This window comes from Streptomyces sp. NPDC002793, assembly GCF_040295485.1.
GTDB lineage: Bacteria > Actinomycetota > Actinomycetes > Streptomycetales > Streptomycetaceae > Streptomyces.
Genome location: NZ_JBEOVL010000002.1, coordinates 304,589 through 329,136, shown reverse-complemented (window position 1 = coordinate 329,136; position 24,548 = coordinate 304,589). Strand labels below are relative to the sequence as shown.

Annotated in this window: 21 protein-coding genes and 2 pseudogenes; 18 read left to right on the top strand and 5 right to left on the bottom strand. The window is 68.7% G+C overall.

The genetic code is table 11. From position 1 onward, the window contains the following. The first annotated feature begins 77 nt into the window (after positions 1-77). The 15 genes and pseudogenes from ABT001_RS03240 (at position 78) to ABT001_RS03170 (ending at position 18,148) form a co-directional block, all read left to right on the top strand. On the top strand, positions 78-827 hold the full coding sequence (locus ABT001_RS03240; protein ID WP_351271503.1) for an aspartyl/asparaginyl beta-hydroxylase domain-containing protein: 750 nt from the start codon (positions 78-80) through the stop codon (positions 825-827). Positions 828-985: 158 nt separating this feature from the next. Beyond that, complete coding sequence (locus ABT001_RS03235) at positions 986-2,389, top strand: MFS transporter (RefSeq protein WP_351271500.1); 1,404 nt, start codon at positions 986-988, stop codon at positions 2,387-2,389. Next, a pseudogene (locus ABT001_RS03230) lies at positions 2,390-2,848 on the top strand (hypothetical protein); the annotation flags it as partial. It lies immediately after the preceding gene. Between the two features lie 196 nt (positions 2,849-3,044). Beyond that, on the top strand, positions 3,045-3,281 hold the full coding sequence (locus ABT001_RS03225; protein WP_351271497.1) for an acyl carrier protein: 237 nt from the start codon (positions 3,045-3,047) through the stop codon (positions 3,279-3,281). A 49-nt stretch (positions 3,282-3,330) separates the two neighbouring features. Further along, positions 3,331-4,218 carry a (3R)-3-[(carboxymethyl)amino]fatty acid oxygenase/decarboxylase gene (scoE, locus tag ABT001_RS03220; RefSeq protein WP_351271494.1) on the top strand — a complete coding sequence of 296 codons (888 nt, stop codon included), beginning with the start codon at positions 3,331-3,333 and terminating at the stop codon, positions 4,216-4,218. Beyond that, positions 4,215-4,748: a (2E)-enoyl-ACP glycyltransferase gene (gene scoD / locus ABT001_RS03215; protein ID WP_351271491.1), complete on the top strand. Its 534-nt coding sequence runs from the start codon at positions 4,215-4,217 to the stop codon at positions 4,746-4,748. Before scoE ends, scoD begins: the two co-directional genes overlap by 4 nt. Before the next feature lie 45 nt (positions 4,749-4,793). Beyond that, a complete protein-coding gene (gene scoC / locus ABT001_RS03210) occupies positions 4,794-6,386 on the top strand; it encodes a fatty acid-ACP ligase ScoC (protein ID WP_351271488.1) in 1,593 nt (530 codons plus the stop codon). A 47-nt stretch (positions 6,387-6,433) separates the two neighbouring features. After that, complete coding sequence (locus ABT001_RS03205) at positions 6,434-6,703, top strand: phosphopantetheine-binding protein (protein ID WP_351271486.1); 270 nt, start codon at positions 6,434-6,436, stop codon at positions 6,701-6,703. Further along, positions 6,690-11,081 (top strand): non-ribosomal peptide synthetase, encoded by a 4,392-nt coding sequence (locus ABT001_RS03200; RefSeq protein WP_351271483.1) that lies wholly within the window; start codon positions 6,690-6,692, stop codon positions 11,079-11,081. The genes ABT001_RS03205 and ABT001_RS03200 overlap by 14 nt, the downstream gene beginning before the upstream one ends. A gap of 8 nt (positions 11,082-11,089) precedes the next feature. After that, entirely contained in the window at positions 11,090-12,130 is a 1,041-nt protein-coding gene (locus ABT001_RS03195; RefSeq protein ID WP_351271482.1) for an ABC transporter substrate-binding protein, read from the top strand. Positions 12,131-12,186: 56 nt separating this feature from the next. Further along, on the top strand, positions 12,187-13,146 hold the full coding sequence (locus tag ABT001_RS03190; RefSeq protein ID WP_124283461.1) for a FecCD family ABC transporter permease: 960 nt from the start codon (positions 12,187-12,189) through the stop codon (positions 13,144-13,146). A 2-nt stretch (positions 13,147-13,148) separates the two neighbouring features. Further along, a complete protein-coding gene (locus tag ABT001_RS03185) occupies positions 13,149-13,997 on the top strand; it encodes an ABC transporter ATP-binding protein (protein WP_351271478.1) in 849 nt (282 codons plus the stop codon). 1,174 nt (positions 13,998-15,171) lie between these two features. Continuing rightward, entirely contained in the window at positions 15,172-16,767 is a 1,596-nt protein-coding gene (locus ABT001_RS03180) for a flavin monoamine oxidase family protein (RefSeq protein WP_351271475.1), read from the top strand. After that, entirely contained in the window at positions 16,764-17,105 is a 342-nt protein-coding gene (locus ABT001_RS03175) for a hypothetical protein (protein WP_351271474.1), read from the top strand. Before ABT001_RS03180 ends, ABT001_RS03175 begins: the two co-directional genes overlap by 4 nt. Positions 17,106-17,110: 5 nt before the next feature. Next, positions 17,111-18,148, top strand: coding sequence for a glutamate-cysteine ligase family protein (locus ABT001_RS03170; RefSeq protein ID WP_351271472.1), 1,038 nt, complete (start codon positions 17,111-17,113; stop codon positions 18,146-18,148). A 227-nt stretch (positions 18,149-18,375) separates the two neighbouring features. Here ABT001_RS03170 and ABT001_RS03165 read toward each other — a convergent pair. Together ABT001_RS03165 and ABT001_RS03160 are read right to left on the bottom strand one after the other, a co-directional pair. Then, positions 18,376-19,381 (bottom strand): annotated as a pseudogene (locus ABT001_RS03165) (NADP-dependent oxidoreductase). Between the two features lie 202 nt (positions 19,382-19,583). Then, on the bottom strand, positions 19,584-20,276 hold the full coding sequence (locus ABT001_RS03160) for an SDR family oxidoreductase (RefSeq protein ID WP_351271469.1): 693 nt from the start codon (positions 20,274-20,276) through the stop codon (positions 19,584-19,586). Between the two features lie 114 nt (positions 20,277-20,390). On the opposite strand from ABT001_RS03160, the gene ABT001_RS03155 reads away from it, so the two are divergent. Next, positions 20,391-20,951 (top strand): TetR/AcrR family transcriptional regulator, encoded by a 561-nt coding sequence (locus ABT001_RS03155; RefSeq protein WP_351271466.1) that lies wholly within the window; start codon positions 20,391-20,393, stop codon positions 20,949-20,951. A 244-nt stretch (positions 20,952-21,195) separates the two neighbouring features. Here the strand turns inward: ABT001_RS03155 and ABT001_RS03150 are convergent, their stop codons facing one another. The 3 genes from ABT001_RS03150 to ABT001_RS03140 form a co-directional block, all read right to left on the bottom strand. Then, positions 21,196-21,867, bottom strand: coding sequence for an enoyl-CoA hydratase-related protein (locus ABT001_RS03150; RefSeq protein ID WP_351271464.1), 672 nt, complete (start codon positions 21,865-21,867; stop codon positions 21,196-21,198). Positions 21,868-21,877: 10 nt separating this feature from the next. Beyond that, positions 21,878-22,531 (bottom strand): TetR/AcrR family transcriptional regulator, encoded by a 654-nt coding sequence (locus ABT001_RS03145; RefSeq protein ID WP_351271461.1) that lies wholly within the window; start codon positions 22,529-22,531, stop codon positions 21,878-21,880. Between the two features lie 195 nt (positions 22,532-22,726). Then, a complete protein-coding gene (locus ABT001_RS03140; RefSeq protein WP_351271458.1) occupies positions 22,727-22,963 on the bottom strand; it encodes a hypothetical protein in 237 nt (78 codons plus the stop codon). A gap of 655 nt (positions 22,964-23,618) precedes the next feature. Between ABT001_RS03140 and ABT001_RS03135 the strand changes: the two genes are divergently transcribed. Both ABT001_RS03135 and ABT001_RS03130 read left to right on the top strand, forming a co-directional pair. Beyond that, the gene (locus ABT001_RS03135) at positions 23,619-23,963 is read left to right on the top strand and encodes a hypothetical protein (RefSeq protein ID WP_351271563.1); all 345 of its coding nucleotides are present in this window, start codon (positions 23,619-23,621) and stop codon (positions 23,961-23,963) included. A 51-nt stretch (positions 23,964-24,014) separates the two neighbouring features. Next, on the top strand, positions 24,015-24,422 hold the full coding sequence (locus ABT001_RS03130; protein WP_351271455.1) for a hypothetical protein: 408 nt from the start codon (positions 24,015-24,017) through the stop codon (positions 24,420-24,422). The last annotated feature ends 126 nt before the right edge of the window (positions 24,423-24,548 follow it).

Genomic DNA, 24,548 nt, shown 5'->3' with positions numbered 1-24,548 from the left:
CCTCGATGAGGCCGCTGCTGCGAAGGTCGCGACGCAAGGACGAGACCTTCGCGGCACGGGCAGGGAAGGAATGAGCGATGCAGCCGACGTACGAGCAGTTCGCCGCGATACGTGAGGAATTCGGCTCCGACTCGCTGGCCCGGGTGGAGGAGATGATGGCCCCGGGAGGAAGGCCGAGACATCCCCTTCAGGCGGGCGCCAAATGGATCCTGCCAGGAATTTCACAGCAGCCCTGGCACGATCCGCGGAGCGATCCGGCCATCGCCTCGCTGGTCGACGCCTTGGAGAACGCACACGGAGCGATCCGCTCCGAGCACGAGCGCGCCTGGCAGACACGCCGTACGGCGTTCTCGGACTACGAGCACTACCTGACCCGTCAAGACGACTGGCAGTCCCTCTACATCTACCAGGACGGTCAACTCAGGACAGAATCAGTGGATTTGGCCCCCACTGCCTACAGCGTCATCAGAGATTTCGCCGTCGCCGACGGACTCATCTGTTCGCTCCTGGAAAGCCACTTCTCCACGTTGCTCCCAGGGTCCCGTATCGCTCCGCACAGCGACCTGTGGAACTTCAGCATCAACCTCCACTTCGCCGTCGACATCCCGGACGACTGCGACATCACAGTCGCCGGTGAGACGCGTATGTGGGAGGAGGGCCATTGCCTGCTCTTCGACTACTCCTTCGAGCACCATGCCGAGAACCGCGGCGAGCGCCCCCGGACCTGTCTCCTGGTCGACCTCTGGCACCCCGAGACGACTGCGCCCGAACGCAGGGCGCTGACTGTCCTGGTGACCGAGGTACGCAAGCTGCTCGCGGACATGTGAGATCCCGCGAGGCGTCCCGCATCGTCCGCCCACCGGCGTGCGACACGACACGCTCCCGCGCCCCGTGTCCGACGACGGGGCGACTTCCCGCAGGCCCGCCCGCACCAACCGCTCCTGCTCGGCCTGGACGCCAGGCCCACACTCAGAAAGGGACGTTCGTGTCCGCGACCGCAGCCGAGCCGACGGCCGGGCGCCAGCGCCTCGGCCTCCCCGTGGTCGTTCTGGCGCTCGCCCAGCTCGTCATCTCCCTCGACTACAGCATCGTCTACGTAGCGCTGCCGGAGATCGGCCTCGGCCTCGGGTTCTCCGACCACGACCTCCAATGGGTGGTCAGCGCGTACGTCGTCACCACTGGTGGCTTCCTGCTGCTCGGCGGTCGCGCGGCTGATCTCCTGGGCCGGCGCCGGATGTTCGTCCTCGCCACGGCGATCTACGCGGTCTCCTCCCTGATCGGCGGTCTCGCCCAGTCGCCCGGTGTGCTGCTCGCAGTCCGCGCGGCCCAGGGGGTAGGCGGCTCCCTGCTGTTCCCCGCCACGCTTTCGCTCATCAACACCACGTACGCCGAAGGACCGGTGCGCAACCGGGCGCTCGCGATCTGGGGCGCTGCCGGTGCGGGTGGCCTGTGCTTCGGCTCGCTGCTCGGCGGCGTCCTGGTCCACGGGTACGGCTGGCCTTCGGTGTTCCTGGTCAATGTCCCCGTGGCCCTGGCCCTGGCCGTGCTGGGACGGTTGCTCTTCCCGGCCGACGTGCCCCGGGACCGTACGCATCGCTTCGATGCGGCCGGGGCGCTGGCCGCCACCGGCGGGCTCACCTTGGTGGTCTTCGTGTTGGTGTACGCGCCCGCCTGGGGTTGGACGCGCCTTGCATCCCTCGCTGCGGCAGCGGTAGGGATCGTCTGCCTGTTGCTCTTCGCCGCCATCGAGCGCCGAGCTCCGGATCCGCTGGTCCCCGTCCGCCTCTTCCGGCACAGAGGGTTGGTCCTGGCCACGGCGGTGGCGGCTCTGTTCAGTGCGACGTTCAGTTCGCTGCCGTACTTCCTCACCCTTTACTTCCAAGCCGTGCGGGGTTACGACGCTTTTGTCACAGGGCTCTGCTTCCTGCTCCCGGCCGTCGTCGTCGCTGCGGGCACCCAGGCGGGGCCGCCCGCCGTCGCCCGTTTCGGGACGCGGCGGCTGCTGGTCGGGGGGCTGGCCGCCGGTGCCGTCGGCGTACTCGCCCTGGTGCCCGTAGTAGCAGCGGAGGGTTCCTACCTGTCGCTGGTGCCGGGAATCGTCCTCATCAGTCTGGGGCAGGGCTCAGCGTGGACCGCCCTGTGGATCGCCGCTGCCTCGGAGGTACCTCCGGGCGACCAGGGCATTGCCTCCGGGATCGCGTCCACCTCCCTTCAGATCGGCGGCGCCGTGGGCCTCGCCCTGCTCGTCGCCGCCGCCTCCGGCATCGGCCAGCAGTCCTCCGCCCCGGCGCTGGTTGACGGCATACGGACCGCCCTGCTCGCGATGTCCGGGGCTTTGGCGCTCGGCGCACTGGTCGCCCTCGCGCCCCGGAGGACGACCTCCCCGTGAATGCCCCCCACGTCTGCGACCACCCCACCCACCAGGAGAACCATGTCCGTGACTTCCGCCGGGCGACCCGACCGCGCCGCCGTGCTGTGCGGCGTCGGAGGACACCTGGCCCCGGCACAAGGTGGGCAACGACGAATTGGCGGCCCGGCTCGACACCGACGACGTCTGGATACGGACCCGGACCGGCATCCGGTTCCGGCACCTCGCAGGCCTGCAGGAGGCCACGTCCGACCTGGCCGTCGCAGCGGGCCGCCGAGCCTGGCGAACTCCGGCACAGCCAGGGCCGATGCCGTCGTGGTGGCCACCACCCCCGACCGGCCCTGTCCCGCCACGGCTCCGCCGGTCGCCGCACGATTCGGGCTGTCCGGGGCGGTGGCCTTCGACATCGGTGCGGTGTGCACCGGCTTCGTCTACGCCTCGGCCGCCGGAACGGGGCTGATCACCTCCGGTGTGGCGGACCGCATCCTGGTGATCGGTGCCGACGTGTACTCCCGCATCGTGGACCCGGCAGAACGCCGTCGTCTTCGGGGACGGGGCGGGGGCGTGTCCTGCTCACGGCCTTCGGAGGCGGCCTCACCTGGGGCTCCTGCCTCCTCATCTGGCCGGAACTGCCCCCGGCCGCCGCACCTGCCCACCACGAACAGGAATCCTCCCCGTGACCGCCACCTACGAGCAGCTGGTGTCCATCCTGACCCCTCTGCACGACGCCCCTGCCGACCACTTCCGGCCCGAGGCGACGTACGCCGACCTCGACATCGACTCGCTGACGATGGTCGAGATCAGCATCCACATCGAACGTCACCTCGGCGTCACCGTCGAGGACAGCGAACTCGTCCCGGACCTCACGCTCGGCGCGACCGCAGAGCTGATCGACGCCCGCCTGGCCGCCTGACGCGATCACGGCCCAACACCCACGCCACCGCATCACAAGGAGCACCAGCGTGCGCATCACCGGTCACACCGGCGCCATCGGCGCCTCCGTCGAGGACTTCGACCACACGTCGGCCTCGGAGAACGACATCGCAGCTCTCAAGGAGGCCGTCTACCGCCGAAAGATCGCCGTACTCAAGGGACAGCACCTCTCCCCGCAGGAGTTCTTGGAGCTGGGCCGGCGGCTCGGCCGTCCGGAGACGTACTACGAGCCGATGTACCAGCACCCCGAGGTCCCCGAGGTGTTCGTCTCCTCCAACGTCCCCGAGAACGGCAAGCAGATCGGCGTCCCCAAGACCGGCAAGTTCTGGCACGCCGACTACCAGTTCATGCCCGACCCGTTCGGCGTCACCCTGATCTACCCGCAGGTCATACCCGCCAAGAACCGCGGCACGTACTTCATCGACATGGGCGCGGCCTACGAGAGGCTGCCCGATGACCTCAAGGGCGAGATCGAGGGCACACGCTGCCTGCACTCCGTACGCAAGTACTTCAAGGTCCGTCCCCACGACGTCTACCGGCCGCTCTCGGAGATCATCCAGGAGGTCGAGGAGAAGACGCCCCCCGTCCGCCAGCCCACCGTCTTCACCCACCCCATGACCGGCGAGAAGGTGCTCTACCTCAGCGAGGGCTTCACCGTCGGCATCGAGAACGAGGACGGAAAGCCGCTCGACGAGGAACTTCTCCAGCGGCTCTTCGAGGCGACCGGACAGCTCGACCGCGACTTCGCGCACGAGAACATCCACCTCCAGAGCTTCGAGCAGGGCGACCTCCTGGTCTGGGACAACCGCAGCCTCATCCACTGCGCCCGGCACACCACCACGCCCGAGCCGACGGTCTCCTTCCGCGTCACCGTCCACGACGCGCGCAAGCTGCACGCCGGACTGGAGGCGGCATGACCGCCACCGGCACTGCCCCGACGCGCACCTTCGCCACCGACCAGGAACTGCTGCCCCGGGTGCTCACCCCGTACAAACACCACTGCCGCTACCTGCTCACCGCCGAGGTGTCCGCCCTGCCCGACGGACTCTCCCGGGTGCGCGCGACGTTCGCGATCCCGGAGTCCTGCTACATCGACGACACCGGCCACCTGAACGCGGTCGAGGTGAACATCGCCTACAACCAGATGATGTATTACCTCGTCGCCAAGTCGGTGAAGGAAAGGCTGCTGACCAGCTTCGAGAGCTGGACGCTGGAGGACTTCTGGCGCCATCAGCTGCCGGACATCCTCATCGCCCGCTTCGCCTCCCGCTTCCAACGGCCCGTCGACCCGCGGGACTTTCACGGCGAGATGGAGTTCCGCTCCGTCGAACGGCGCTCGCCCGGCGGCAAGCCACTTCTCATGGCCACCACCGCCTACCGCTACGGCGACGCCCAGAACGGACGGTGCGACGGCGACGCCACCCTCGCCTTCGTCAACATCACCTGACCTCCCCGCCCGCCAGCGCGGGACGGCACCGGACGGACCTCACACATGGAATCCCCTGACGGCCCACGACCGGGCGCCCGGCTGCATCAAAGGCTCACCACACTCATCGACACCGCACGCTTTCACGCCGAACACCAGCCTGACACCCCGGCGGTCATCTGCGGCGACACCACCCTCACCTACGCCGCGCTGCACCGTGAGAGCAACCGCACCGCGCAGGCGCTGCGAGCGGCAGGTCTCACTGCCGGCGACCGGGTCGCCTACCTCGGCAAGGAGTCCGAGCGCTACTACGAGATCCTCTTCGCCTGCGCCAAGACCGGAACCGTCCTCGTCCCGGTCAACTGGCGGCTGACGTCACCAGAGGTCAGCCACATCCTCCACGACTCCGGCACCCGACTCCTCCTCGTCGAGGAGGAGTTCCGGCCCGTCGTCGACGGTATGCCCGCCACACCGCCCGAACACATCGTCGTCCTCGACGCGGCCGAAGGCTACGCCACCTGGAAAGCCGCCGGCACCGGAGCCGCCGAGGCGTACGCGGCCACCCGCGACACCCCGGTAGCTCAGCTCTACACCAGCGGCACCACCGGGCTGCCCAAGGGCGTCGTCCTGGCCCACCGGAGCTTCTTCACCATCGCGGACGCCATGGCCGAAGCCGACGTCGACTGGATCGACTGGCGGGCAGGAGACATCGCGCTGATCGGCATTCCCGGCTTCCACATCGGCGGCCTGTGGTGGGCGACGCAGAACCTCAACGCCGGGACCACCGTCGTGGCGATGCCCGCCTTCGACGCGGCCGGGGCGGTCGAGCTGATCCACCGGCTCGGGATCACCACCGCCTGCGTGGTCCCGGCCATGCTGCGGATGATGCTGACCCGGCCCGGCGTCACCCCGGCCGACTTCGCCACCATCCGCAAGATCGTCTACGGCGGGTCTCCGATCACCGAGACTCTGCTGGAGCAGAGCATGGCCGTGTTCCGCTGCGAGTTCGCCCAGATCTACGGGCTCACGGAGACCGGCAACACCGCCGTCTGCCTGCCGCCCGCCGTCCACGAACCCGGATCGCCCCTCATGCAGGCGGCGGGCCGCCCCTACCCGGGCGTGCGGGTCCAGGTGATCGACGACCACGGCACGGTGCTGCCGCCCGGGGCCGTCGGCGAGGTCTGCCTGGCCACACCGGCGCAGATGCTGGAGTACTGGAACCTCCCCGACAAGACCGCTGAGACGCTCGTCGACGGCTGGATACGTACCGGGGACGCCGGCTTCGTCGACGAGGACGGATACGTCTTCATCCGCGACCGGATCAAGGACGCCATCCTTGTGGCCGGGGAGAACGTCTACCCGGCAGAGATCGAAAACGTCCTGGAGCACCACCCCGGCGTCGCCGACGCCGTGGTCGTCGGCGCGCCGGACGACCGGTGGGGCGAGTACGTCCACGCCTTCATCGTCCCCGCCGACCGGGGCGGCGAGCCCATCCGCGCCCGCGACCTCCACACCTTCCTCACCCCCCGGCTGGCCGCGTTCAAGCTGCCCGCGAAGTACGAGTTCATCGACCACGTCCCCCGTAACCCCAGCGGCAAGATCCTCCGCCGCGAACTGCGGAACCGGTTCTGGGACGGCTCCGACCGCAAGGTCAACTGACCCCCGCCCACCCGGAAACGCCCGCCACGCACAGCGAGGGGATCATCATGCCCGCAATCCTCACCCTCCAGCAGTTCCGTGCCGATCTCGCCGAACTGCTCTACCAGGAGCCCGGAGAGGTCGACCTCGACGACAACCCCGTCGGCGCGGGACTCGACTCCCTGCGCCTCGTCACGCTCCTTGAGCGCTGGCAGGAGTACGGCATCGACGTCTCCTTCATCGACCTGGCCGAACTGCCCTCCTTCCAGCACTGGTGGCAACTGCTTGACGAGCGACAGCGAGCACGACAGGAAGCAGGACACCATGGCGACATCTGAGAACGACCTGCGCCGCCACCCACTGCTCGGCGCCCAGGAGGGCATCTGGGCCGGGCACCAGCTCGACACCTCCAGTCCCGCCTACAACACCGCCGAGTACGTGGTGATCGAGGGCCCCGTCGACGTGGACCGCTTCGAAGCTGCCCTGCGCCGGGCGGTCGAGGAGACCGAGGCGCTGCACTGCGGCTTCACAGCAGACGAGGAGGGGCACCCGTGGCAGGTCGACACGGCCGTTCCCGAGTGGCATGTCCACACCGCCGACCACTCAGAGGCACCTGACCCGCACGCTGCGGTGCTCCGCTGGATCGAAGAGGACATCGCCCGACCCGTCGACCTCACCCACGGCCCGCTGTTCGGCCACGCCCTGTTCCGTCTGGCCCCCGACCGGCACCTCTGGTACCACCGGGTCCACCACATCGCGCTCGACGGCTTCGGCCTCTCCCTGGTCGCCCGCCGCGTCGCCGACCTCTACACCGGCCTCGTGACCGAAACCGAGCCGGGACCCAGCGGCTTCGGCACCCTCGCCTCCGTACGCGAGGAGGAGGCCGCCTACCGTACGTCCGAGCGGTACACCCGCGACCGGGACCACTGGAACGGCAGGTACGCCGACCGACCGGAGGTAGCCACCCCGGCAGGCCGCTCGGCGCTTCCGGGCGCCTCCTTCCTCCGGGACGCGGCGGATCTCGACGCCGGCACCACAGCGGCGCTCCGGACCACCGCCCGTGCCCTGAAGGTGTCCTGGTCGGAGATCCTGCTCGCGGTCACCGCCGCCCACCTCCACCGCGCCACGGGGGCACCCGAGATCGTGCTGAGCGTCCCAGCGATGGGCCGCTTCGGCTCGGTTTCCCTGCGCGTGCCCGCCATGGTCCGCAACGTCCTGCCGCTCCGGGTGACCGTGGCCCCGGACGACAGCCTGCGCACCCTGACCGCCGCAGTCTCCCAAGAGGTGCGCGCCGCCCTCCCGCACCAGCGCTACCGCTACGAGCAGATCCGCCGCGACCTGCGACTGGTGGGCGGCGGACGGCGCCTCTCCGGACCCGGGGTCAACATCATGCCCTTCGCCTACGACCTGCGCTTCGCCGGACACCGCAGCACCGTGCACAACGTGTCGGCCGGTCCCGTCGACGACCTCGCGTTCAACGTGTACGACCGCTCCGAAGGCACCGCCCTGCGCTTCGCCGTTGACGCCAACCCAGACCTCTACACCGCCGCCGAGGTCGCGGATCATCGCAGGGCCCTGTTCAGCCTCCTGGCGGAATCGGTTGCCGAGCCCGGCCGGCCGTTCACCGCTCTGCGCTCCGTACGGAGCGCACGCGGCATACCGCCGATTGACGTAATCGAAGGGGATCCGCTCCCCGCACCGCCGCGCCCCGTACTCTCGCTCATCGCCGATCATGCGACCCGCCGCGGCGGCGCGGTGGCCGTCGAGGAGGGTGACCGGAGCATCTCGTACGCCGACCTCTTCGGAGAGACCCTCCGCGTCGCCCGGCGGATCGCCGGGCGCGGGGTGAGCCGCGGTGACCTGGTGGCCGTGGCCCTGACCCGAAGCATCGACGCCGTCACCGTCCTGCTCGGCATCATGGCCGCGAGCGCCGTCTACTGCCCCCTCGACCCCAGCGCCCCGACGGACCGCACCGCCGCCCTGCTCACCTCCGCCCCGCCGGCCCTCGTCGTCACCGAGCAGCGGTATGCCCACCTCTTCCCGAACCGCGAGATCATGCTGATCGACGCACCGTCGGGCACCGAGCCCCACCAGCGCTCGCTCTCCACCCCGGGGCCCGACGACCTCGCCTACGTGCTCCATACCTCCGGTTCCACGGGGGAGCCCAAGGGCGTCGAGGTCGGGCACGGCGCGCTGACTCACTTCGTCGCGGCGGCGGGCCTCCGCTACGGGCCGCAACGCGCCGACCGTCTACTTCAGTTCGCCCCCCTCCACTTCGACACCAGCATCGAGGAGATCTTCCTGACCCTGTGCTCCGGAGCCACCCTGGTGCTCCGTGAGCCGGACATGACGGACTCGGTCCCGCACTTCCTCTCCGTATGCGAGCGTCTGGCCGTCAACGTGCTTGACCTGCCGACCGCGTACTGGCACGAGCTTGCCTATGCCCTGTCCACCGGGGCGGGAAATCTGCCGAGCACGGTGCACACCGTGATCATCGGCGGCGAGGCGGCCCTGCCCGAGCGAACGGCCCGCTGGCGTAAGGCCGTCGGCACGGACGTCCGCCTGGTCAACACCTACGGCCCGACCGAAGGAACAGTGGTGGCCACCGCCGCCGACCTGAACGACCCCGCCCTCGCCCCCGACGACACCCCCGTGGGCCGCCCCCTGCCCGGCAGCCGGGTCGCCCTCCGTGGCAAAGAGCTGTATCTGCTGGGTCCCGCCCTCGCCCGCGGCTACCGCAACCTGCCCAAGGAGACCGCCGAGCGGTTCGTCCGGCTGGAAGACCTGCCCGACGCTCCGCGCGCCTACCGCACCGGTGACCGAGTGCAGCTCGGGAAGGACGGCCTCCTGCGCTACCTCGGTCGCGTCGACGACGAGTTCAAGATCAGCGGCCACCGCGTCCAGCCGGCCGAGGTGGAGAGCGTCCTGCTCTCCCACCCCGGCATCAAGGACGCCGCCGTGGTGGGCCACGTACTGCCCGACGGAGCCCGCAGGCTCACCGCCCACCTGGTCGCCGCCGAGGGTCAGCCCCCGCTCTCCGCGGTGCGCGACCACCTCAAGGCCCGGCTGCCCGCAGCGATGATCCCCACCTCGCTCAGCTTCCTGGCCCGCCTGCCCCTTACGCTGTCCGGCAAGACGGACCGCGCCGCCCTGCTCGCCCAGCTCCCGTCGCCGGGGGGCACTGCCGGAACCTTCCAGGACCGCACGCTCACGAAGGCCGTGACCGACGTCTGGCGTGAGGTGCTGGCGGCCGGAGACCTCACCGAGCACGACGATGTCTTCGACCGCGGGGCCCAGTCCCTCCAGGCCATCCAGGCAGCCAACCGCCTGGCGGCCGAACTGGGCAGGGAAGTGAAGGTGGCCTGGCTCTTCCAGCACGCCACTTCCGCCGCTCTCGCCGCGTACCTCGCCACCGAGTCCGACTCCGACAACCTGACAAACGGGACCGTACTGCCCTCTACCCTGACTGCCGACACGATCCTCACTCCCGTTGTCCAACCGGGTGCGGACACGGCCGTCTGGCCGCCCCGGAGAGTCCTGCTGACTGGAGTTACGGGCTTCGTCGGCACCCACCTGCTCGCCGAACTGCTGCGCCGCACCGATGCCGAGGTGGTCTGCGCCGTACGGGCCATGAGCCCCGACACAGCCCTGGAACGCGTCCACTCCGCGCTGGCTGCGGCCGACCTGCCGCTGCCACCGGACCAGCACCACCGCGTGACTGCCCTTCCGGCCGACCTCGACCGACCCCTGCTGGGCCTGGGCGACGAGCAATGGGACGAACTCAGGGCCACTGTCGACGCCATCGTCCACAACGGCGCGGTGGTCAGCGTCGTCCGTGACTACACCGCGCTTCGCCCGGCCAACACAGACTCCACCCACGATCTGCTGCGGCTGGCCGCTCCGCGACGCATCCCGCTCCACTACGTCTCCACCCTTTCCGTCGGCCCGCCCCGCTCCCTGAGCGCGGAGTTCACGGAGTCGTTCCTCCCTGCCCACGAAGGGCTGCGTCACGGATACCAGCAGACCAAGTGGGCCTCCGAACGCCTCCTGGAACAAGCGGTTGAGCGTGGTCTGCCCGTCACCATCCACCGGCTCGGCCGCGTCGTCGGACCGATCGCTACGGGCAAAGTCAACCGCCAGGACTTCCTGTGGACCGTCCTGCGTGCCGGAGTACCGGTGGGCCTCGTGCCCGACCTTTTCACAGAGGAGTCCTGGACCCCCGCCGACCGGGTCGCCGCCGAGATCGTGGCGACCGGCCCCGGCACGCGGCACCCGGCGGCGCTGGTACACCACCACGCGGGGACCTCGGTGCGCCAGGAGGATCTGTACCGCTGGCTGCGCGAGTACGGATACACGGTCGAGGCCCTGGCCCTGGACGCCTGGCGGGAGCGGATATCTCAGGACGACGAAGACGCCGCAGCGATCCTGGCGTTCTTCGACTCCCTGCCCGATGCCCCGATCGGAGCGTACGGAGACCTCACCCTGGCGACCGTTCAGGCCGACCACGTGCGCGCAAGCCTCCTGGCAGCCGGAAGCCCCGTCCCGCCAGCTCACCCGGTGATCGACCGGGCGGCCTTCTTCCGGCAACTGGACCACTGCGTGGCCCAAGGCGACCTCCCGGCCCCCACTGCCCCCAGCTCGCAAAAGCCGGGAACTGGCTCCGAATCCCGTCCGACTCTTGAAACGAACCCCGGCCGTGAGCCGGCCTCTCACTAGGAGCACCCATGCCCACCAAGCGGATCGCCGCCCTCGGAGTGATAGCCGTCGTCGGCCTCGCGACCGCCGGATGCGGGGACTCGTCGGACGGGAAGACCGCAGCAGCCGAGAAACCCGCCGCCTCGTCCCCGGCCGAAGGCTTCCCCGTGACGCTGGAGAACTGCGGGGTTGAGCAGACCTTCACCAAGGCCCCCAGCAGAGTGGTCGTCATGAACGGCGCCTCGGTCGCCGAGGTCTCCACGCTGCTGGCCCTCGGACTCAAGGACCGCATCGCCGTCAACCAGCAGACCTACGGCATGTCCGAGGTTCCGGGCCGAGCCGACGAGATCAAGGCCCTGCCGAAGGGGGACATCAAGCTCAACGACGCCTTCGACATCCCCCGCGAGGCGATGCTCGCCCAGCGCCCCGACCTCGTCCTGTCCACCACCGCCTACGGGTTCGACGCCAAGAACGGCTTCGCCACCCGCGACCAGCTCAAGCAGGTCGGCGCCAACAGCTACATCTCCCCGCAGGGCTGCGACCAGGACACCTCCGGAATGACCATGGAGGACAGCCGCACCCTGCTGCGCGACATGGGCAAGGTCTTCGGCGTCAGCGACCGAGCCGAGAAGCTGATCGCCGAGTCCGCCAAGCGCACCGCTGAGATCGCGGAGAAGGTCAAGGGCGAGAAGAAGCCCAAGGTCATGGTCCTCTTCTCCAACATGACCATGGGCGGCAACGACTTCAGCTCCGTCGTCGCCAAGGGCATCTACAACGACATCCTCGCAAACGCCGGGGGCACCAACGCCTTCGAGAACGCCGCCAAGGGCTCCTTCGCCGACCTCAGCAAGGAGAAGGTCGCCGCCGCCGACGTGGACGCCCTCGTCGTCATCAGTTACAACGACCCCGATCCGACGGCCTACGCCAAGAAAATGCTCAAGGAGTTCCCCCAGTGGACGGCTGCGAAGAACGAGGCGTACGTGGTGCTGTCCGACTCGATCTACCTCGGCCCCAGCAACGACGTGGCCGTGGAGAAGATCGCCAGGACGCTCCACCCCGACGCGCTCTGACCGGACTTCGGCTCTCTCTCGGCGTCGCCGTCCTGCTCGCGGCGCTGATCGCCGCCATGATCACAGCGATCAGCATCGGCGCGGTGACCATACCGGTCGCCGACGTCTGGACCATCGTGGCCCACCACATCACGGGGCAGGGGGCCACGGACGACCCAGCACTGGACCAGATCGTGTGGAACTTCCGCACACCCCGCGTCCTGCTCGCGGCCCTCGCAGGAGCCGGACTGGCGGTGGCCGGTGCAGTCCTGCAGACCCTCGTCACCAACCCGCTGGCCGACCCGACCGTGCTCGGCTTCTCCTACGGGGCCTCCTTCGGGGCGGTCCTGGTCATCACCCTGGGCGGGATCGGCATCGGGGGCGTGGGGGTGGCGGGGGCGGCCTTCTTGGGCGCTCTCGCCACCGGGGCGGTGGTCTTCGCCCTCGGCCGCCGCCGAGGACGACTGGCACCCACCCGCCTCGTCCTCGCGGGCGTGGCGGTCGGCTACGTCCTGCTCTCCGCGACCAGCTTCGTCCAGCTCTGGGCCACCCCCACCGAGCTGCGCACCGTCATGTTCTGGATGCTCGGCAGCGTTGCCGGAGCCCAGTGGAACCAACTGCCCGTCGTCGCGACCATCGTCCTGACCTGCACCGCCCTGCTCGGGCTCTTCGGCCGGCAGCTCAACGCCGTCCTCGCGGGCGACGAATCCGCCACCGCACTCGGCGTGGACGTAAACCGCCTGCGCGCCGTCCTGCTCGTCATCACCGCGCTGCTCACCGGCTCGGTCATCGCGGTGGCCGGCGGCATCGGCTTCGTCGGCCTGATGATCCCCCACCTCGTGCGCCTCACCGTCGGCGCCGACCACCGCCGGCTCCTCCCGCTGACCGCGCTCCTCGGAGCCGTCTACCTCGTCCTCGTCGACCTCCTCTCCCGCACTCTCATCCGCCCCAACGAGCTGCCGCTGGGCATTCTCACCGCCCTGCTCGGCGCCCCCTTCTTCCTGTGGCTGCTGCGCCGCAACAAGGGCCTGGACTGAGCATGAAACTCACCGTGGACCACATCCACGTCACCCTGGACCACAACCCGATCCTGCGAGACGTGAGCCTCGAGGTCCGAAAGGGCGACATCGTCGGCCTCGTCGGCCCCAACGGCAGTGGCAAATCGACCCTCTTGCGGACGGTCTACCGTTCACTGCGCCCGGCGGGCGGGGTGGTGCGGGTGGGAGGGGACGACGTGTGGGAACTGTCCCCGCGCGCTGCGGCGCGTCGTACCGCCGCCGTCCTCCAGGACGGCGGCGGCAACGCCACCGGCCTGAGCATCACCGAGATCGTCGCCCTCGGCCGCGCCCCGCACCACGGGCTGCTCGGCCGCGACGGGCCCCAAGACCACGACGCCGTCTCCGACGCGATCGACCGTTGCGGCGTACGCCCCTTCGTGGGCCGCGACTACGCCTCGCTGTCGGGCGGCGAACGCCAGCGCGTCCTGCTGGCCCGGGCACTGGCCCAAAAGCCCCAGCTGCTCGTGCTGGACGAGCTCACCAACCACCTCGACATCAGGGCCCGGTTCGAACTCCTCGACCTGATCCGCGCGACAGGGGTCACCACTCTCGCCGTCCTGCACGACCTCGACCTCGCCGCTCGACTCAGCGACTACCTGGTCATCCTGAGCGAGGGAGCCGTGGCGGCGGCCGGGTCTGTGTTGGAGGTACTCACTCCGGACGTTCTCGCCGAAGTCTTCGGTGTCCGTGCCATCACCGAACGCCACGCGGACGGTGTCATCCGCATCACCTACGCCGCCCGGCCCCTCATGGGCGGCGGCAGACCGGCACCGGCTGGCGAGAGCACGAAGGACGACGACGCGCGCCTGGCCAGGACGGCCGAATACTGAGGAGCGGGCGATTGCCCGCCAGACGGCGGGAAGACCGGCTGCGGCGAACACGGGCACTGGCCCCAGCCGGGTGGACGAGCCGAGCGGCAACTTCGGGTCCATGTCGAGATCAGCGACTACACCGGTCTGGGGGGGGCAAAGCTGGGGGCCAGTGCGCCGTGCACGTAGTTGCCTCGGGCTGTCGGTGTTGCCGGAGAGCACGGTCTATGACGGAGCGGTGTCCTTGACCGGTTTTACGCGTCTCCGTTTCGGTGTCCGGGAGGGGTAGCGGTGTCTCGTGGCTCAGTGCTTCAAGGAGCAGAAAGTGGGGGAGCCGAGCTCGCGACTTGGTGTGGGCCGCCACAAGACTACGAACTGGTCTGGGGTCACCCTGATTACTCCATGGGCGGTCGAAGGAGGCGAGATCTCGGAGCGGCCTGAGACGCTCGCGCAGGGTTCGGCCGGACGAAGGGAAAGGGCCGAGTGGGGACCAGTTGGGGACCACACCCTACGCGCGGCGGTGCACGGCACATATTTCAACGCACAACTTTCGAACGGAAGTCCGTAAATCCTGAAAATGCCCTTGCTCCCTGCTCCTGGGGGTCGAGGGGTCGCAGGTTCAAATCCTGTCGTCCCGACTGGAGACAGCCGCAGGTCAGGGCCGGTTTCGGAGAAATCCGAAACCGGCCCTGAGCCGTTCTCGGGGACCAGCTTCCTTGACCGGGGTCAGCAGGCCACGACGATCGGACACGGCATGGAATGTGGTGCGGGAGCGTGCAGTGCCGGCTGCCGTGATCTTGTGTACGTCCGGGTGCACGTGGCGCTGTGTGCTCATCGGCGATCCGTGGCGGTCGATCCTCCGAAGGACGTGGATCGGGACCCCGGCATCGGCGAACCAGGTCAGCCCCGTGTGCCGTGAGTCGCGTCGCGCAGGACAGCGGTGGAGACGCCTGACCAGGGGCGGATCTTCTCGACGACGGAACCTCGCGGGCCCGCTTGCCTTTGGTGCCTTTGTCGGTTGGTGCCTTTGTCGGACGAGCCACCGGTGCGGGTGCTGGTAGGACAAGCTGAGCGAGGTCGTCGGCGGTTGAGCGTTTCGCCGCCCGTCCTCATGGCCATTCATATTCTGTGCCCGTGGTCTCGGTGAACTCGGTTGTGCGGGCGCAAGCCACTTGATATCGGGAGCAGAAGTCAAATGGGGGAGTGTGAAGGGTTGTTCGATCGGTGCTTTGCGTTTCCGGATGAATTACGTGTGGCAGGGCTGGCCCACCCCGCGCGTGTGGGAATTATCGGCGGCGGGCTGGCCGGGCTGGTTGCGGCCTACGAACTCCAGCGACGTGGGGTGGATGCCGTGGTCCACGAACGAGCCGACCGCCCTGGAGGGCGGGTGCGCACACATCGATTCTGGGACGGTACCTACGCCGAGCTGGGTGCGATACGCATTCCAGGAAATCACGACTGCGTGCTCCACTACGTTCAGGAGTTCGGGCTGCGGACTCGCCCCTTCATCAACCTGAATGAAGATGGGTACTATCATCTGCGCGGGCGCCGCGTGCGATTGAGTCAAGCGCACCAGATGTATCCGGATTACGGTCTCGATGTCACCGAAAAGGACGGACCGAGATCGTGGTTGGACCGTGTACTGCGTACGGCGTGGGATTCCCTCGGTCCTGCGCAGCAGATGAGCGTTCTGGAAGGCAAGGGCAACTGGCAGGACGCGGACCTGGACCAGTTGATGTCGACCTCGTTGTGGCAGTTCGCACGGCGACAGATGTCCGAGGACGCCTGGGAGCTGCTCGGACATGCCAGCGGACTGGTGCACTACGAGCAGGCCTCTCTTCTTGAGGTGCGTGTCGACTACTTCGGTCTCTTCCACGCCGCACCCCTCGAAATCGTCGGCGGGATGGACACGCTGGTCCGTGAGTTCGTGCGGCGACTGCGGCCGGGAACGCTCCGCCTGGAGACCCGCATCGACGCCGTGCATCTGTTGTCCGACGCGGCACGGATCCGCGGCCGGTGTGTGGGCCGGCCCGTCGACGAGTCGTACGACGCCGTGCTGGCCTGCGTCCCGCTGACCACACTCGACCGGATCTCCATCACTCCGGAGCTGCCTCACCGGCAAGCGCAGGCTGTCCGCGGCCTCACCTACGCGAGCAGCACCAAGACCCTTGTGCACCTCCGTCGGCGAAGCTGGGAACTCGATGACGGAATCTACGGCGGAGGGAGTTTCACCGATCTCCCCATTCAGCAGTGCTGGTACCCGTCGGACAACGCCCGCGTCGCCCTCGGTCCCGGCACGACGTCACCACAGCGGCTGACGGCCCGGAGCACCGAGCTCTCACACGAGCCAGGGGTACTCACGGGCGCCTACCTCTGGGGCCCGCACGCACGGCGGTTCACCACACTGGCGCCTGCGGACCGCGACCGGGTCGTGATGCGAAGTCTGGAACAACTGCATCCGGGCATCTGCGACGACATCGACGACATCCTGCACTGGGATTGGGACAACCAGCCGGGAATGAGCGGAGGGTCCTTCGCCTACCTCGCTCCAGGGGAGCACACGAGATACCTCGACGGTCTTGCGACGCCGCACCCGGCGGGCAATCCGCGTCTCTTCTTCGCGGGCGAACACCTTTCGATCGCCCATGCGTGGATGCAAGGCGCCGCCCAGTCCGCACTCCAAGCGGTCGGCCACGTGCTCGATCGTCTGTCCGCGACGGCGGAAGGGCTGGGCAAGCAGCCCACGCAACACGAAGCCGATGACCTCATCGGACAAGGGACGGCGCCATGAGTGCACAAGACAACGAGAGCAGTCGCAGCCGTCCTCCTCTGCGCATGTCGGACCTGCACGAAGCGTTTCTCGCTCCTCACGGCACACGCGAACGCATCGGTCTCGAAGTCGAGGCAGGCGTGCTCGACGAGACGACAGGTCTCGCCGCTCCTTACGTCGGGCCACATGGCCTGGCCGCCCTCTTGCACCAGGTGTCACGGGAGTGGGGCGGTTCACCGCAGTGGGCCGGAGACGTGCTGACAGGAGTTCACCTACCGGACGGGACGAAGGTGACGCTGGAGCACGGCGGTCAGCTGGAGTACTCCTCTCCCCCGCTGACGACCTTGTCACCCTGGTGACGGCCATGCGCGCCACCATGGAGGGCCTGGCCGCTCTGGCACAACAACACGGGCTGGCCATCGTCCCCGGGGGGAACCTCCCCTTCAACCGAGTCGACACCGCCACCTGGGTGCCCACCGTGCGCGGTGGCGTCATGCGAACGTACTTCGCCGGCCTCGGACCGGAAGGCGAGGGCGCACCGCACATCATGAAGCTGTCGACCTCGACCCAGACCACGCTGGACCACCTTTCCGAGGACGACCTGGCCTCGAAGCTGCGTGTTCAAGTCGCCGCCTCGCCCGTCGTCGCGGCGCTGCTCGTCAACTCACCGCTGTATGCCGGACACCTCGACGGCGTTCTTTCGCACCGCTGCCGCGACTGGCTCCGCATGGACCCCAGGCGCGGCGGCTCCCCGCGTCCCGCTCTGCGGACCCCACTCACGGCGAAGGTCCTCACCGACTGGGCACTGGACATGCCCATGATCTACCGCCGGGGCCCCAGCGGCTACTGCCTTGCCGGACCGCGGACCTTCGCGGATCATCTCCGGGACGGCTTCGACGACGGTACCGCCGCTCATTGGGACGACTGGCTTTCCCACCTGGACCAGATCTACACCACCGTCCGCGTACGCCGGACTCTGGAGGCCCGTGCGCCCGACGGCCCACCGTACCCACACATTCCCGCCGTGCCGGCGCTGTGGACCGGCCTGACGTATCACGCGTCTTCGCGTGCTGCTGCCTGGGAAGTCCTCCGGCACTACACGCCTGAGGAGAGCAATGCTGCCCAACAGGCCTTGCCCACGTCCGGACTGGCCACCCGTCTGGGTGGGGACAGCATTCGTGACCTGGCTCGTCACCTGCTCGGGCTGGCACGCGCGGGCCTGCAGGCCCGCATCCACACCGGGCTCGAGCAACCCGAAGTGCTCGCCTTCCTCGACCCGCTCGACGAGATCCTGGACACGAACGAGACCTTCGCAGAGCAGACCGCCCGTCGCTGGCAGACGACCCACCGCAACGACCCCGCCCGCTACGTCATGGCTCATCGGATTCCACCCGCCATCTGACGCAGATCTCGCTCGAAGGCGGACGGTCCACCGCCGCGGCTGCCTCGCCGCACATGGGCCGTCCGCGGCTTCGGCGGTTCACAAGCCGTTCTCGACGACGGGGTTGATGTGGGGGAGCTGGACGATGCTCATGGCCAGGACATGGTGTGCGGTAGGGGGCGGGGTTGTTGGGGGTCGGGCTTCTCGTTGTGACGGGCTGTCGGCGCCCGGCTGGACTGTGCCCGCGCTCACGTCATGGAGACGACGACTTTCCCAGCCTTCGCGCGGCCCTTCTCGACGTACTCCAGGGCCTGGAGGGTCTCGTCGAACGGGAAGACGCGGTCGACTACGGGACGGACCTTTCCGGCGTCGACGAGGGGGGAGAGTTCGCGCAACTGGTCGCCGCTGGCCTTCATGAACAGGAACGAATAGGTCACGCCGTGGCGCTTCGCGTCGCGTCGGGTCTTGAAGCTGAGGGCGGTCATGGCCAGGCGGAGGAGCGGGTTCAGGCCGAGTTCACGGGCGAAGGCCGGGTCGGGCGGGCCCGCGACGCTGATGGCCGTGCCACCGAGCTTGAGTACGCGCAGCGACTTGGCGAGGTTCTTACCGCCGAGACTGTCGAGGACGACGTCGTAGCCGTCGAGGACCTCTTCGAAGTCCTGGGTGCGGTAGTCGACGACGATGTCCGCGCCGAGGTCCTTGGCCAGGTCGACCTTGGCGGTGCTCACGGTGGTGGCCACATGCGCGCCCAGCGACCTTGGCGAGCTGGACGGCGATGGAGCCCAGGCCGCCGGCGCCCGCGTGGACGAGGACCTTCATCCCCGGCTGTACGTGGGCCCGCTCGACCAGTGCCTGCCATGCGGTCAGCGCGGCCAGGGGAAGGGAGGCGGCCTCGGCCATGGTGAGCGTGGCCGGCTTGGGTGCCAGGTCGTCCTGATGCACGGCGATGAGCTCGGCGAAGGTGCCGATCCGATCCTTGTCGGGCCGGGAGTAGACCTCGTCGCCCACCGCGAAGCGGGTGACGGACGGGCCGACCCGGACGACCGTCCCGGCGAGGTCGTTGCCCAGCACGAGCGGGAGACGATAGGGCAGGAACGCTTTGAAGTCCCCGTTGCGGATCCTGAGGTCCAGCGGGTTGACGCCCGCCGCGTGGATCTTGATCAGGACGTCATCGGCGCCCACCCGCGGATCGGGATGTTCTGCGGCACGCATCCCGGCTCGGTCGCCGTACTTCTCGACAATGAAGGCCCTCATCGTCGTCTCCGTTCCGTGTCCCGCCCGTGTGGGCGAGGGTTCCGTTCGGTCCGGGTCTATCCCAGTGCGAACTAGTCTGTGTTGTCTTTCTGGGTGCGGCGCGGGCGCACTGTGTCCTTGGCCCGTGTCCGGTGCAGGCCACCACGATCTGGGCCGGTGCGCTGTCGAGCTTTGTCCGGCTCGGCGCCCCGGCCGGTGCCGATCAGTCCGCGGTCGGCTGGGGTGCCGCGGCGAGGTTCTGCTTGACGTACCGGCTGGTCTCGTCGGCGAGGATCTCGGGCAGGCCGGTCTCGATGCCGTGAAGGGCCTGGGCCGCGACGTCGGCGGCGGCGACCGCCTGATCGGCGGGGACGCCGGCGGCCATGTCGGTGTCCATGTAGCCGACGTGCAACGCAGAGACGGTGATCCCGCGCGGTGCCAGCTCCTCACGCGTCGCGTCGCTCAGCGCCCAGGCGGCGGCCTTGGAGGCCGCGTAGGAGCCGAGTCCTGCCGGGTGGAACCACGACAGGGCGGACAGGACGTTGAGTACGGCGCCGCCGCCGTTGCCCTCGATGACGGGGGCGAAGGCTCGTGTGGCGGCGAGTGGGCCGAAGAAGTTGGTCTCCATCTCGCGACGTACCTCGTCCAGGTCGCCGCCGATCAGTGTCGCGCCGGTGGATATGCCGGCGTTGTTGATCAGCAGTGTCGCGTCGGAGGCGATGCGAGCGGCCTCCCATATCGACTCCTGGTCCGTGACGTCGAGGCGCAGCGGGGTGACGCCGGGCAGGTCGACCGTCTCGGGACGGCGGGCCGCCGCGTAGACCTTCGCGCCGCGCTCGACGAGCTGGGCTGCGAGGTGTCGCCCCAGCCCTCGGTTGGCGCCGGTGACGACCGCCACCGTGTTCTTCAGTTCCATGCTCGCTCCTGGTCCTGGCGGGAACCGTCGGAACCCGCAGCGAATTAGATTATGCATCCAATCTAAACATGGGTCTACGATAGATGCCAGTCGACAGCCAAACGGGAGGTGGCCATGGGCCGCGTATCGCAGGCGCAGGCGGAGGAGAACCGCAGGCGGGTGGTGGACACCGCCTCCCGGCTGTTCCGGGAGCAGGGCACGCAGGTCAGCGTCGCCGACCTGATGAATGCGGCCGGCCTGACCCACGGCGCCTTCTACAAGCAGTTCGCCTCCAAGGAGGCACTCGTCGACGAGGCCACCGCCCACGCCTTCGCCGAGTTCACGCAGCGCTACAGTGCCGGGCTCGAGCGCCACGACGGGCAGCGCGCCGTCGCCCAGCAGGCGCTGGTCGACGCCTATCTCTCCGTCGAGCACCGCGACGACCCGGCGGACGGGTGCCCGGTCGCCGCGCTCGCCACCGACATCGCGCGCGAGGGCGAGGGGCGAGGGGCTCGGCGCGTCTACACCGAGGGAGTGGCCGACTTCGCCGATTTCCTCGCCACCGACGACCAGGACGGCATCGCCCGCCTCTGCACCCTGTTCGGTGCGCTGGTCCTGTCCCGGGCCACCAAAGGCTCCCCGCTCTCCGGGGAGATCCTCGCCGCCGCTCGCGCAGCCTTGACGGAAGCGGGCTGAACAAGGCACGGTACGGGCGCTCATTGACCGCACTCGTGGCCGGCGAGGAACCGGTGGCCGGACGGCGGCGGGGGATGAACCGGTCTGCGGAAGCGCCGGTCCCATCCGTGGACGTGCGTCGGGCTGACCTCGGAGTTGGTCGATGGATCCCCGAACGCTCGGCCGCCGCTTCCGAGTCGACGTGGAGCTCCGCAGGCCCGGTGAGGTGCCGATCGGCAGGAGTGGGAGGGCGGGGAGGTGCCGGTCAGCCGAGCGGGTTGGTGGTGTCGCGCAGGGTGGTGAGGGCCGGGGCGTACATGTGGGCCTTGATGGTGCCGAGGGTGTCGCCGGCCTTGCTCACCTGTGCTTGGGCGAGTTCGATCGCGGTGGAGCGCACGGCGTCCTCGGTGACGGCCTGGTCGACGATGCCGACGGCCGCGGCGTCGGTGCCGCCGTAGCGATGGGCGGTGAGCATGGCCTCGTGCGCGGTCCGCGGGGCCAGCCGGGACTGGACGAGAGCAGCCATGCCGGGAGTGAAGGGGATGTTGATGTCGGCTTCGGGCAGGCACCAGTAGCCGCGGTCTGCGCGCATGACGCGGAAGTCGTGGGCGAGGGAGAACATCGCACCAGCGGCGAAGGTGTGCCCCTGCAGCGCGGCGACGGTGATGACCGGCAGCGACAGCATCCGTGCGAACAGGTCGTGGACGGATACGACGTAGTCCTGGTGCTGGTCGGCGTGGGCGAACAGCCAGTCCAGATCGAGTCCGTTGGAGTAGAACTTGCCGGTGGCGGCGGTGACCAGGGCGCGGGGGCCTTCCGCCTTCTCCACCTCGTCGAGCGCGGCGTCGACGGCGGTGAGCCAGTCGGGGTGGAAACGGTTCTCTCCGTCCCCGAGGTCGAGGACGAAGACGTTGTCGTGGCGGTCGAGCGAGGGCATGGTGACTCCTTCAATTACTGATCGGACGTGGATCGGAGGCTACGGGCCACGCCTTGGGGCGGGGCGCGGATTCGGTGCCCGGGCGGTCGCGCAGGGCGTAGACGAGCAGGTGGTGGACCTCGGCGGCGGCTGCCTCGATGGGGGCGGTGCTCTGTTCGGCGCGGCACATGATCACCGCGCCTTCGACCGCGGCGATGATGAAGGCCCCGAGCCGGCGGCTACGCTCCTCGGCCAGTCCGTGCCGGATGAGGAGGGCCGCGAGGGCTTCCTGCCAACGGGCGAAGACGGCGGCGGCGGAGCGGGCGAGCCGGGGTGCGTCGTCGTTGGTCTCGACGGCCACCGCCACGATCGGGCAGCCGGCCCTGAACTCGCTCTCCACGAGCCGGTCGCGCCACGACACGAAGAACGCGTCGACGGCCTCCACCGGATCGTCCGCCTGCTCGGCGGCATCGATCAGGCCCGCGACGAAGTCCGCCGCCAGCGCCACCGCCTCATCGATGAGCTGGGCTCTGCCGCCGGGGAAGTGGTGGTACACGGAGCCGCGCGGGGCTCCACTGTGGGCGAGAACCCGGTCGATACTGGTCGCGCTCGCCCCGTACTCCCGTAGCAGCGCGGCGGCACTCAGGATCATCCGCTCACGGCTATCGCTCCCGCGCTGACTCATGTACCCACCACCATCCGCATGTCAGGATTCCCCACCGACTGATCTACTCGTCAGTAACTTATGAGGTATGACATAGAACATGCAAGGGAGCTACGGTCATGGTCTCCCTCGGGCTCAAGGGCCAGCCTCCGCTACACCAGCGCAGTGGCCGAATCGGAAGCGGAGCAGGAACCGATCACCCGCTGATCTCGAGATCTACTCCGCAGGGAGCCGTCGCTGGCCCTCCGGCGTGAAGGTGAAGGTCTGGCGGAAGGGCCCTGTTCCGAAGCGCACTGCAAGCAGGAGGGGTTCCTCGTGCTCAGGTGGCCATGATTGCTCGGCTCCCGGAGCGCTGCCGTCACAGAGATCGAAGGACACCATCGGTTCCTCCGGGTTCGCCGTCAGGTAGCCGAGGGTCTTGCCGTAATAGGGGTTGTTGCCGCCGAACAGCATGGACGGCGTACCGAACCTGTCGACGACGTCCGACCACGCACGGTCCTCACCCGCCCACTGGCGGACCGAAACCCTGCTGGCTCCGGAGGCAGCCGCAGAGGGCCCCCTATCATCAGTGCTGAAGCCAATACGGCCGCTATCACAGCAGCCGATGCGAATGGCGTGTGCGTAGCAGGCCTTAGCGCTGGCGCGTAAGAATTACCTGCTTCGCAGGCCGTGTCCACGAAACTCGAGATGTTGTTGACCTTGGGCCGGAACGATCGTATGCACTGTGCCTGACGGGTGTTTGGATCGGTGCCCCGGTGGTGGGCATGAAGAGAGCTCCTGGCAGACGGGTTGGTCACGACCAGGGTCACCAATTCGCCAGGAGCTTCACGGTGCTTCTGAACCCGTCCGGCATAGATCTGTCCGGCCGCACGGCGATTACGCTCCTCGGGCGGGTCCAGGCCGAACGCGAGCAGGCGCAAGAGGCCGCCGAGCGGTCGGTTACGACTGAAACTCGCAGGACACAGATGACCAGAATCACGCTCCTGAGGCGCGGATTCCTTCCCTAGCATCGCAGCGATTGCCGTTGGGCATCGCATCCGAGCTGCGACGTATCAGAGAGGGAAGCATGAGATCTGCACGAACGCTCACGCGTGCTGCCTGTGTCTCCATGGCGCTGGGCGCCATCGCCTCGCTGGGAGCCGGGACCGCTTCCGCCTCGCCCGCTACCGCTACCGGGCCCGCCACCGCCGCTACCTGCGCCTACCCGTACGTCTGCTTCCAACGGTTGTCCGACGGGGCCATCGTCGGCCGCTTCCAGGACGTCACCTCGACCTGGCAGTCGCTGCCGTCCCGGCCGAGCAACGTAAAGATCATCAATACCCGTAACGACGATGTCGCCTACATCCGCTACGCCAGTGGATCCCAGGCCTGCGTCACTCCGAACAGCACCTTCACCATCACGGGTTATGTGCTGACAGGCATTCGTATCTCCTCGTCCGCGACCTGCGCCTGAGCCGCGCCGTCATCGACCGGAAACCGACCAGGCACCGACCAAGGAGAAGACATGAAGACATCTCGGCGAACCGCCAAGCGAGTTGGGTGGGCTGCGGCATTGGCCACCGGACTCCTTGCCACCTCTGTGGGGACAGCAGTCGCCGCCCCCTCTTCCGTCCACACGGCAGCAACTGCCCCGGCGCAGACCGCTGTAAACTGTGCATACCCCTACGTATGCCTGTTCAAGAATGGCAGCAGGATCGGCCAGTTCCAGGACGTCACCTCGGGTTTCCAGAGCCTTCCGTCCAGGCCCGTCGGGACATCCAGCTCGCCCATCGTCGTCACCAATACCCGTCACGACGATGTCGCCTACATCCGCTACGCCAGCGGCACCACCGTGTGCCTCCCCCCGGAGTACACCACCAGCCTGACGGGAACACTGACGGGCATCCGCATCTCCTCCTCCGCGACCTGCTGAGGCGGCCCGCAGAGTGAGCCGGACCGCGGTGGTCCGGAGCGCTTGCCTGGGCTCGTTCTCGACCTGGGCGACAATCACCCGGCCATTCGGACGCCGGAGGCGAGTGCGTGGCCGGGGCTGCCCTAC

Coding starts and splice junctions, on each gene's coding strand:
- ABT001_RS03155 (WP_351271466.1), top strand. CDS start 20,391: ATGGGCCGCGTATCGCAGGCGCAGGCGGAGGAGAACCGCAGGCGGGTG.
- ABT001_RS03150 (WP_351271464.1), bottom strand. CDS start 21,867: ATGCCCTCGCTCGACCGCCACGACAACGTCTTCGTCCTCGACCTCGGG.
- ABT001_RS03205 (WP_351271486.1), top strand. CDS start 6,434: ATGCCCGCAATCCTCACCCTCCAGCAGTTCCGTGCCGATCTCGCCGAA.
- ABT001_RS03185 (WP_351271478.1), top strand. CDS start 13,149: ATGAAACTCACCGTGGACCACATCCACGTCACCCTGGACCACAACCCG.
- ABT001_RS03240 (WP_351271503.1), top strand. CDS start 78: ATGCAGCCGACGTACGAGCAGTTCGCCGCGATACGTGAGGAATTCGGC.
- ABT001_RS03195 (WP_351271482.1), top strand. CDS start 11,090: ATGCCCACCAAGCGGATCGCCGCCCTCGGAGTGATAGCCGTCGTCGGC.
- ABT001_RS03175 (WP_351271474.1), top strand. CDS start 16,764: ATGAGTGCACAAGACAACGAGAGCAGTCGCAGCCGTCCTCCTCTGCGC.
- scoD (WP_351271491.1), top strand. CDS start 4,215: ATGACCGCCACCGGCACTGCCCCGACGCGCACCTTCGCCACCGACCAG.
- ABT001_RS03170 (WP_351271472.1), top strand. CDS start 17,111: ATGCGCGCCACCATGGAGGGCCTGGCCGCTCTGGCACAACAACACGGG.
- ABT001_RS03160 (WP_351271469.1), bottom strand. CDS start 20,276: ATGGAACTGAAGAACACGGTGGCGGTCGTCACCGGCGCCAACCGAGGG.
- ABT001_RS03190 (WP_124283461.1), top strand. CDS start 12,187: ATGATCACAGCGATCAGCATCGGCGCGGTGACCATACCGGTCGCCGAC.
- ABT001_RS03130 (WP_351271455.1), top strand. CDS start 24,015: ATGAAGACATCTCGGCGAACCGCCAAGCGAGTTGGGTGGGCTGCGGCA.
- ABT001_RS03180 (WP_351271475.1), top strand. CDS start 15,172: ATGGGGGAGTGTGAAGGGTTGTTCGATCGGTGCTTTGCGTTTCCGGAT.
- ABT001_RS03135 (WP_351271563.1), top strand. CDS start 23,619: ATGGCGCTGGGCGCCATCGCCTCGCTGGGAGCCGGGACCGCTTCCGCC.
- ABT001_RS03200 (WP_351271483.1), top strand. CDS start 6,690: ATGGCGACATCTGAGAACGACCTGCGCCGCCACCCACTGCTCGGCGCC.
- scoC (WP_351271488.1), top strand. CDS start 4,794: ATGGAATCCCCTGACGGCCCACGACCGGGCGCCCGGCTGCATCAAAGG.
- ABT001_RS03140 (WP_351271458.1), bottom strand. CDS start 22,963: ATGCTGTTCGGCGGCAACAACCCCTATTACGGCAAGACCCTCGGCTAC.
- ABT001_RS03145 (WP_351271461.1), bottom strand. CDS start 22,531: ATGAGTCAGCGCGGGAGCGATAGCCGTGAGCGGATGATCCTGAGTGCC.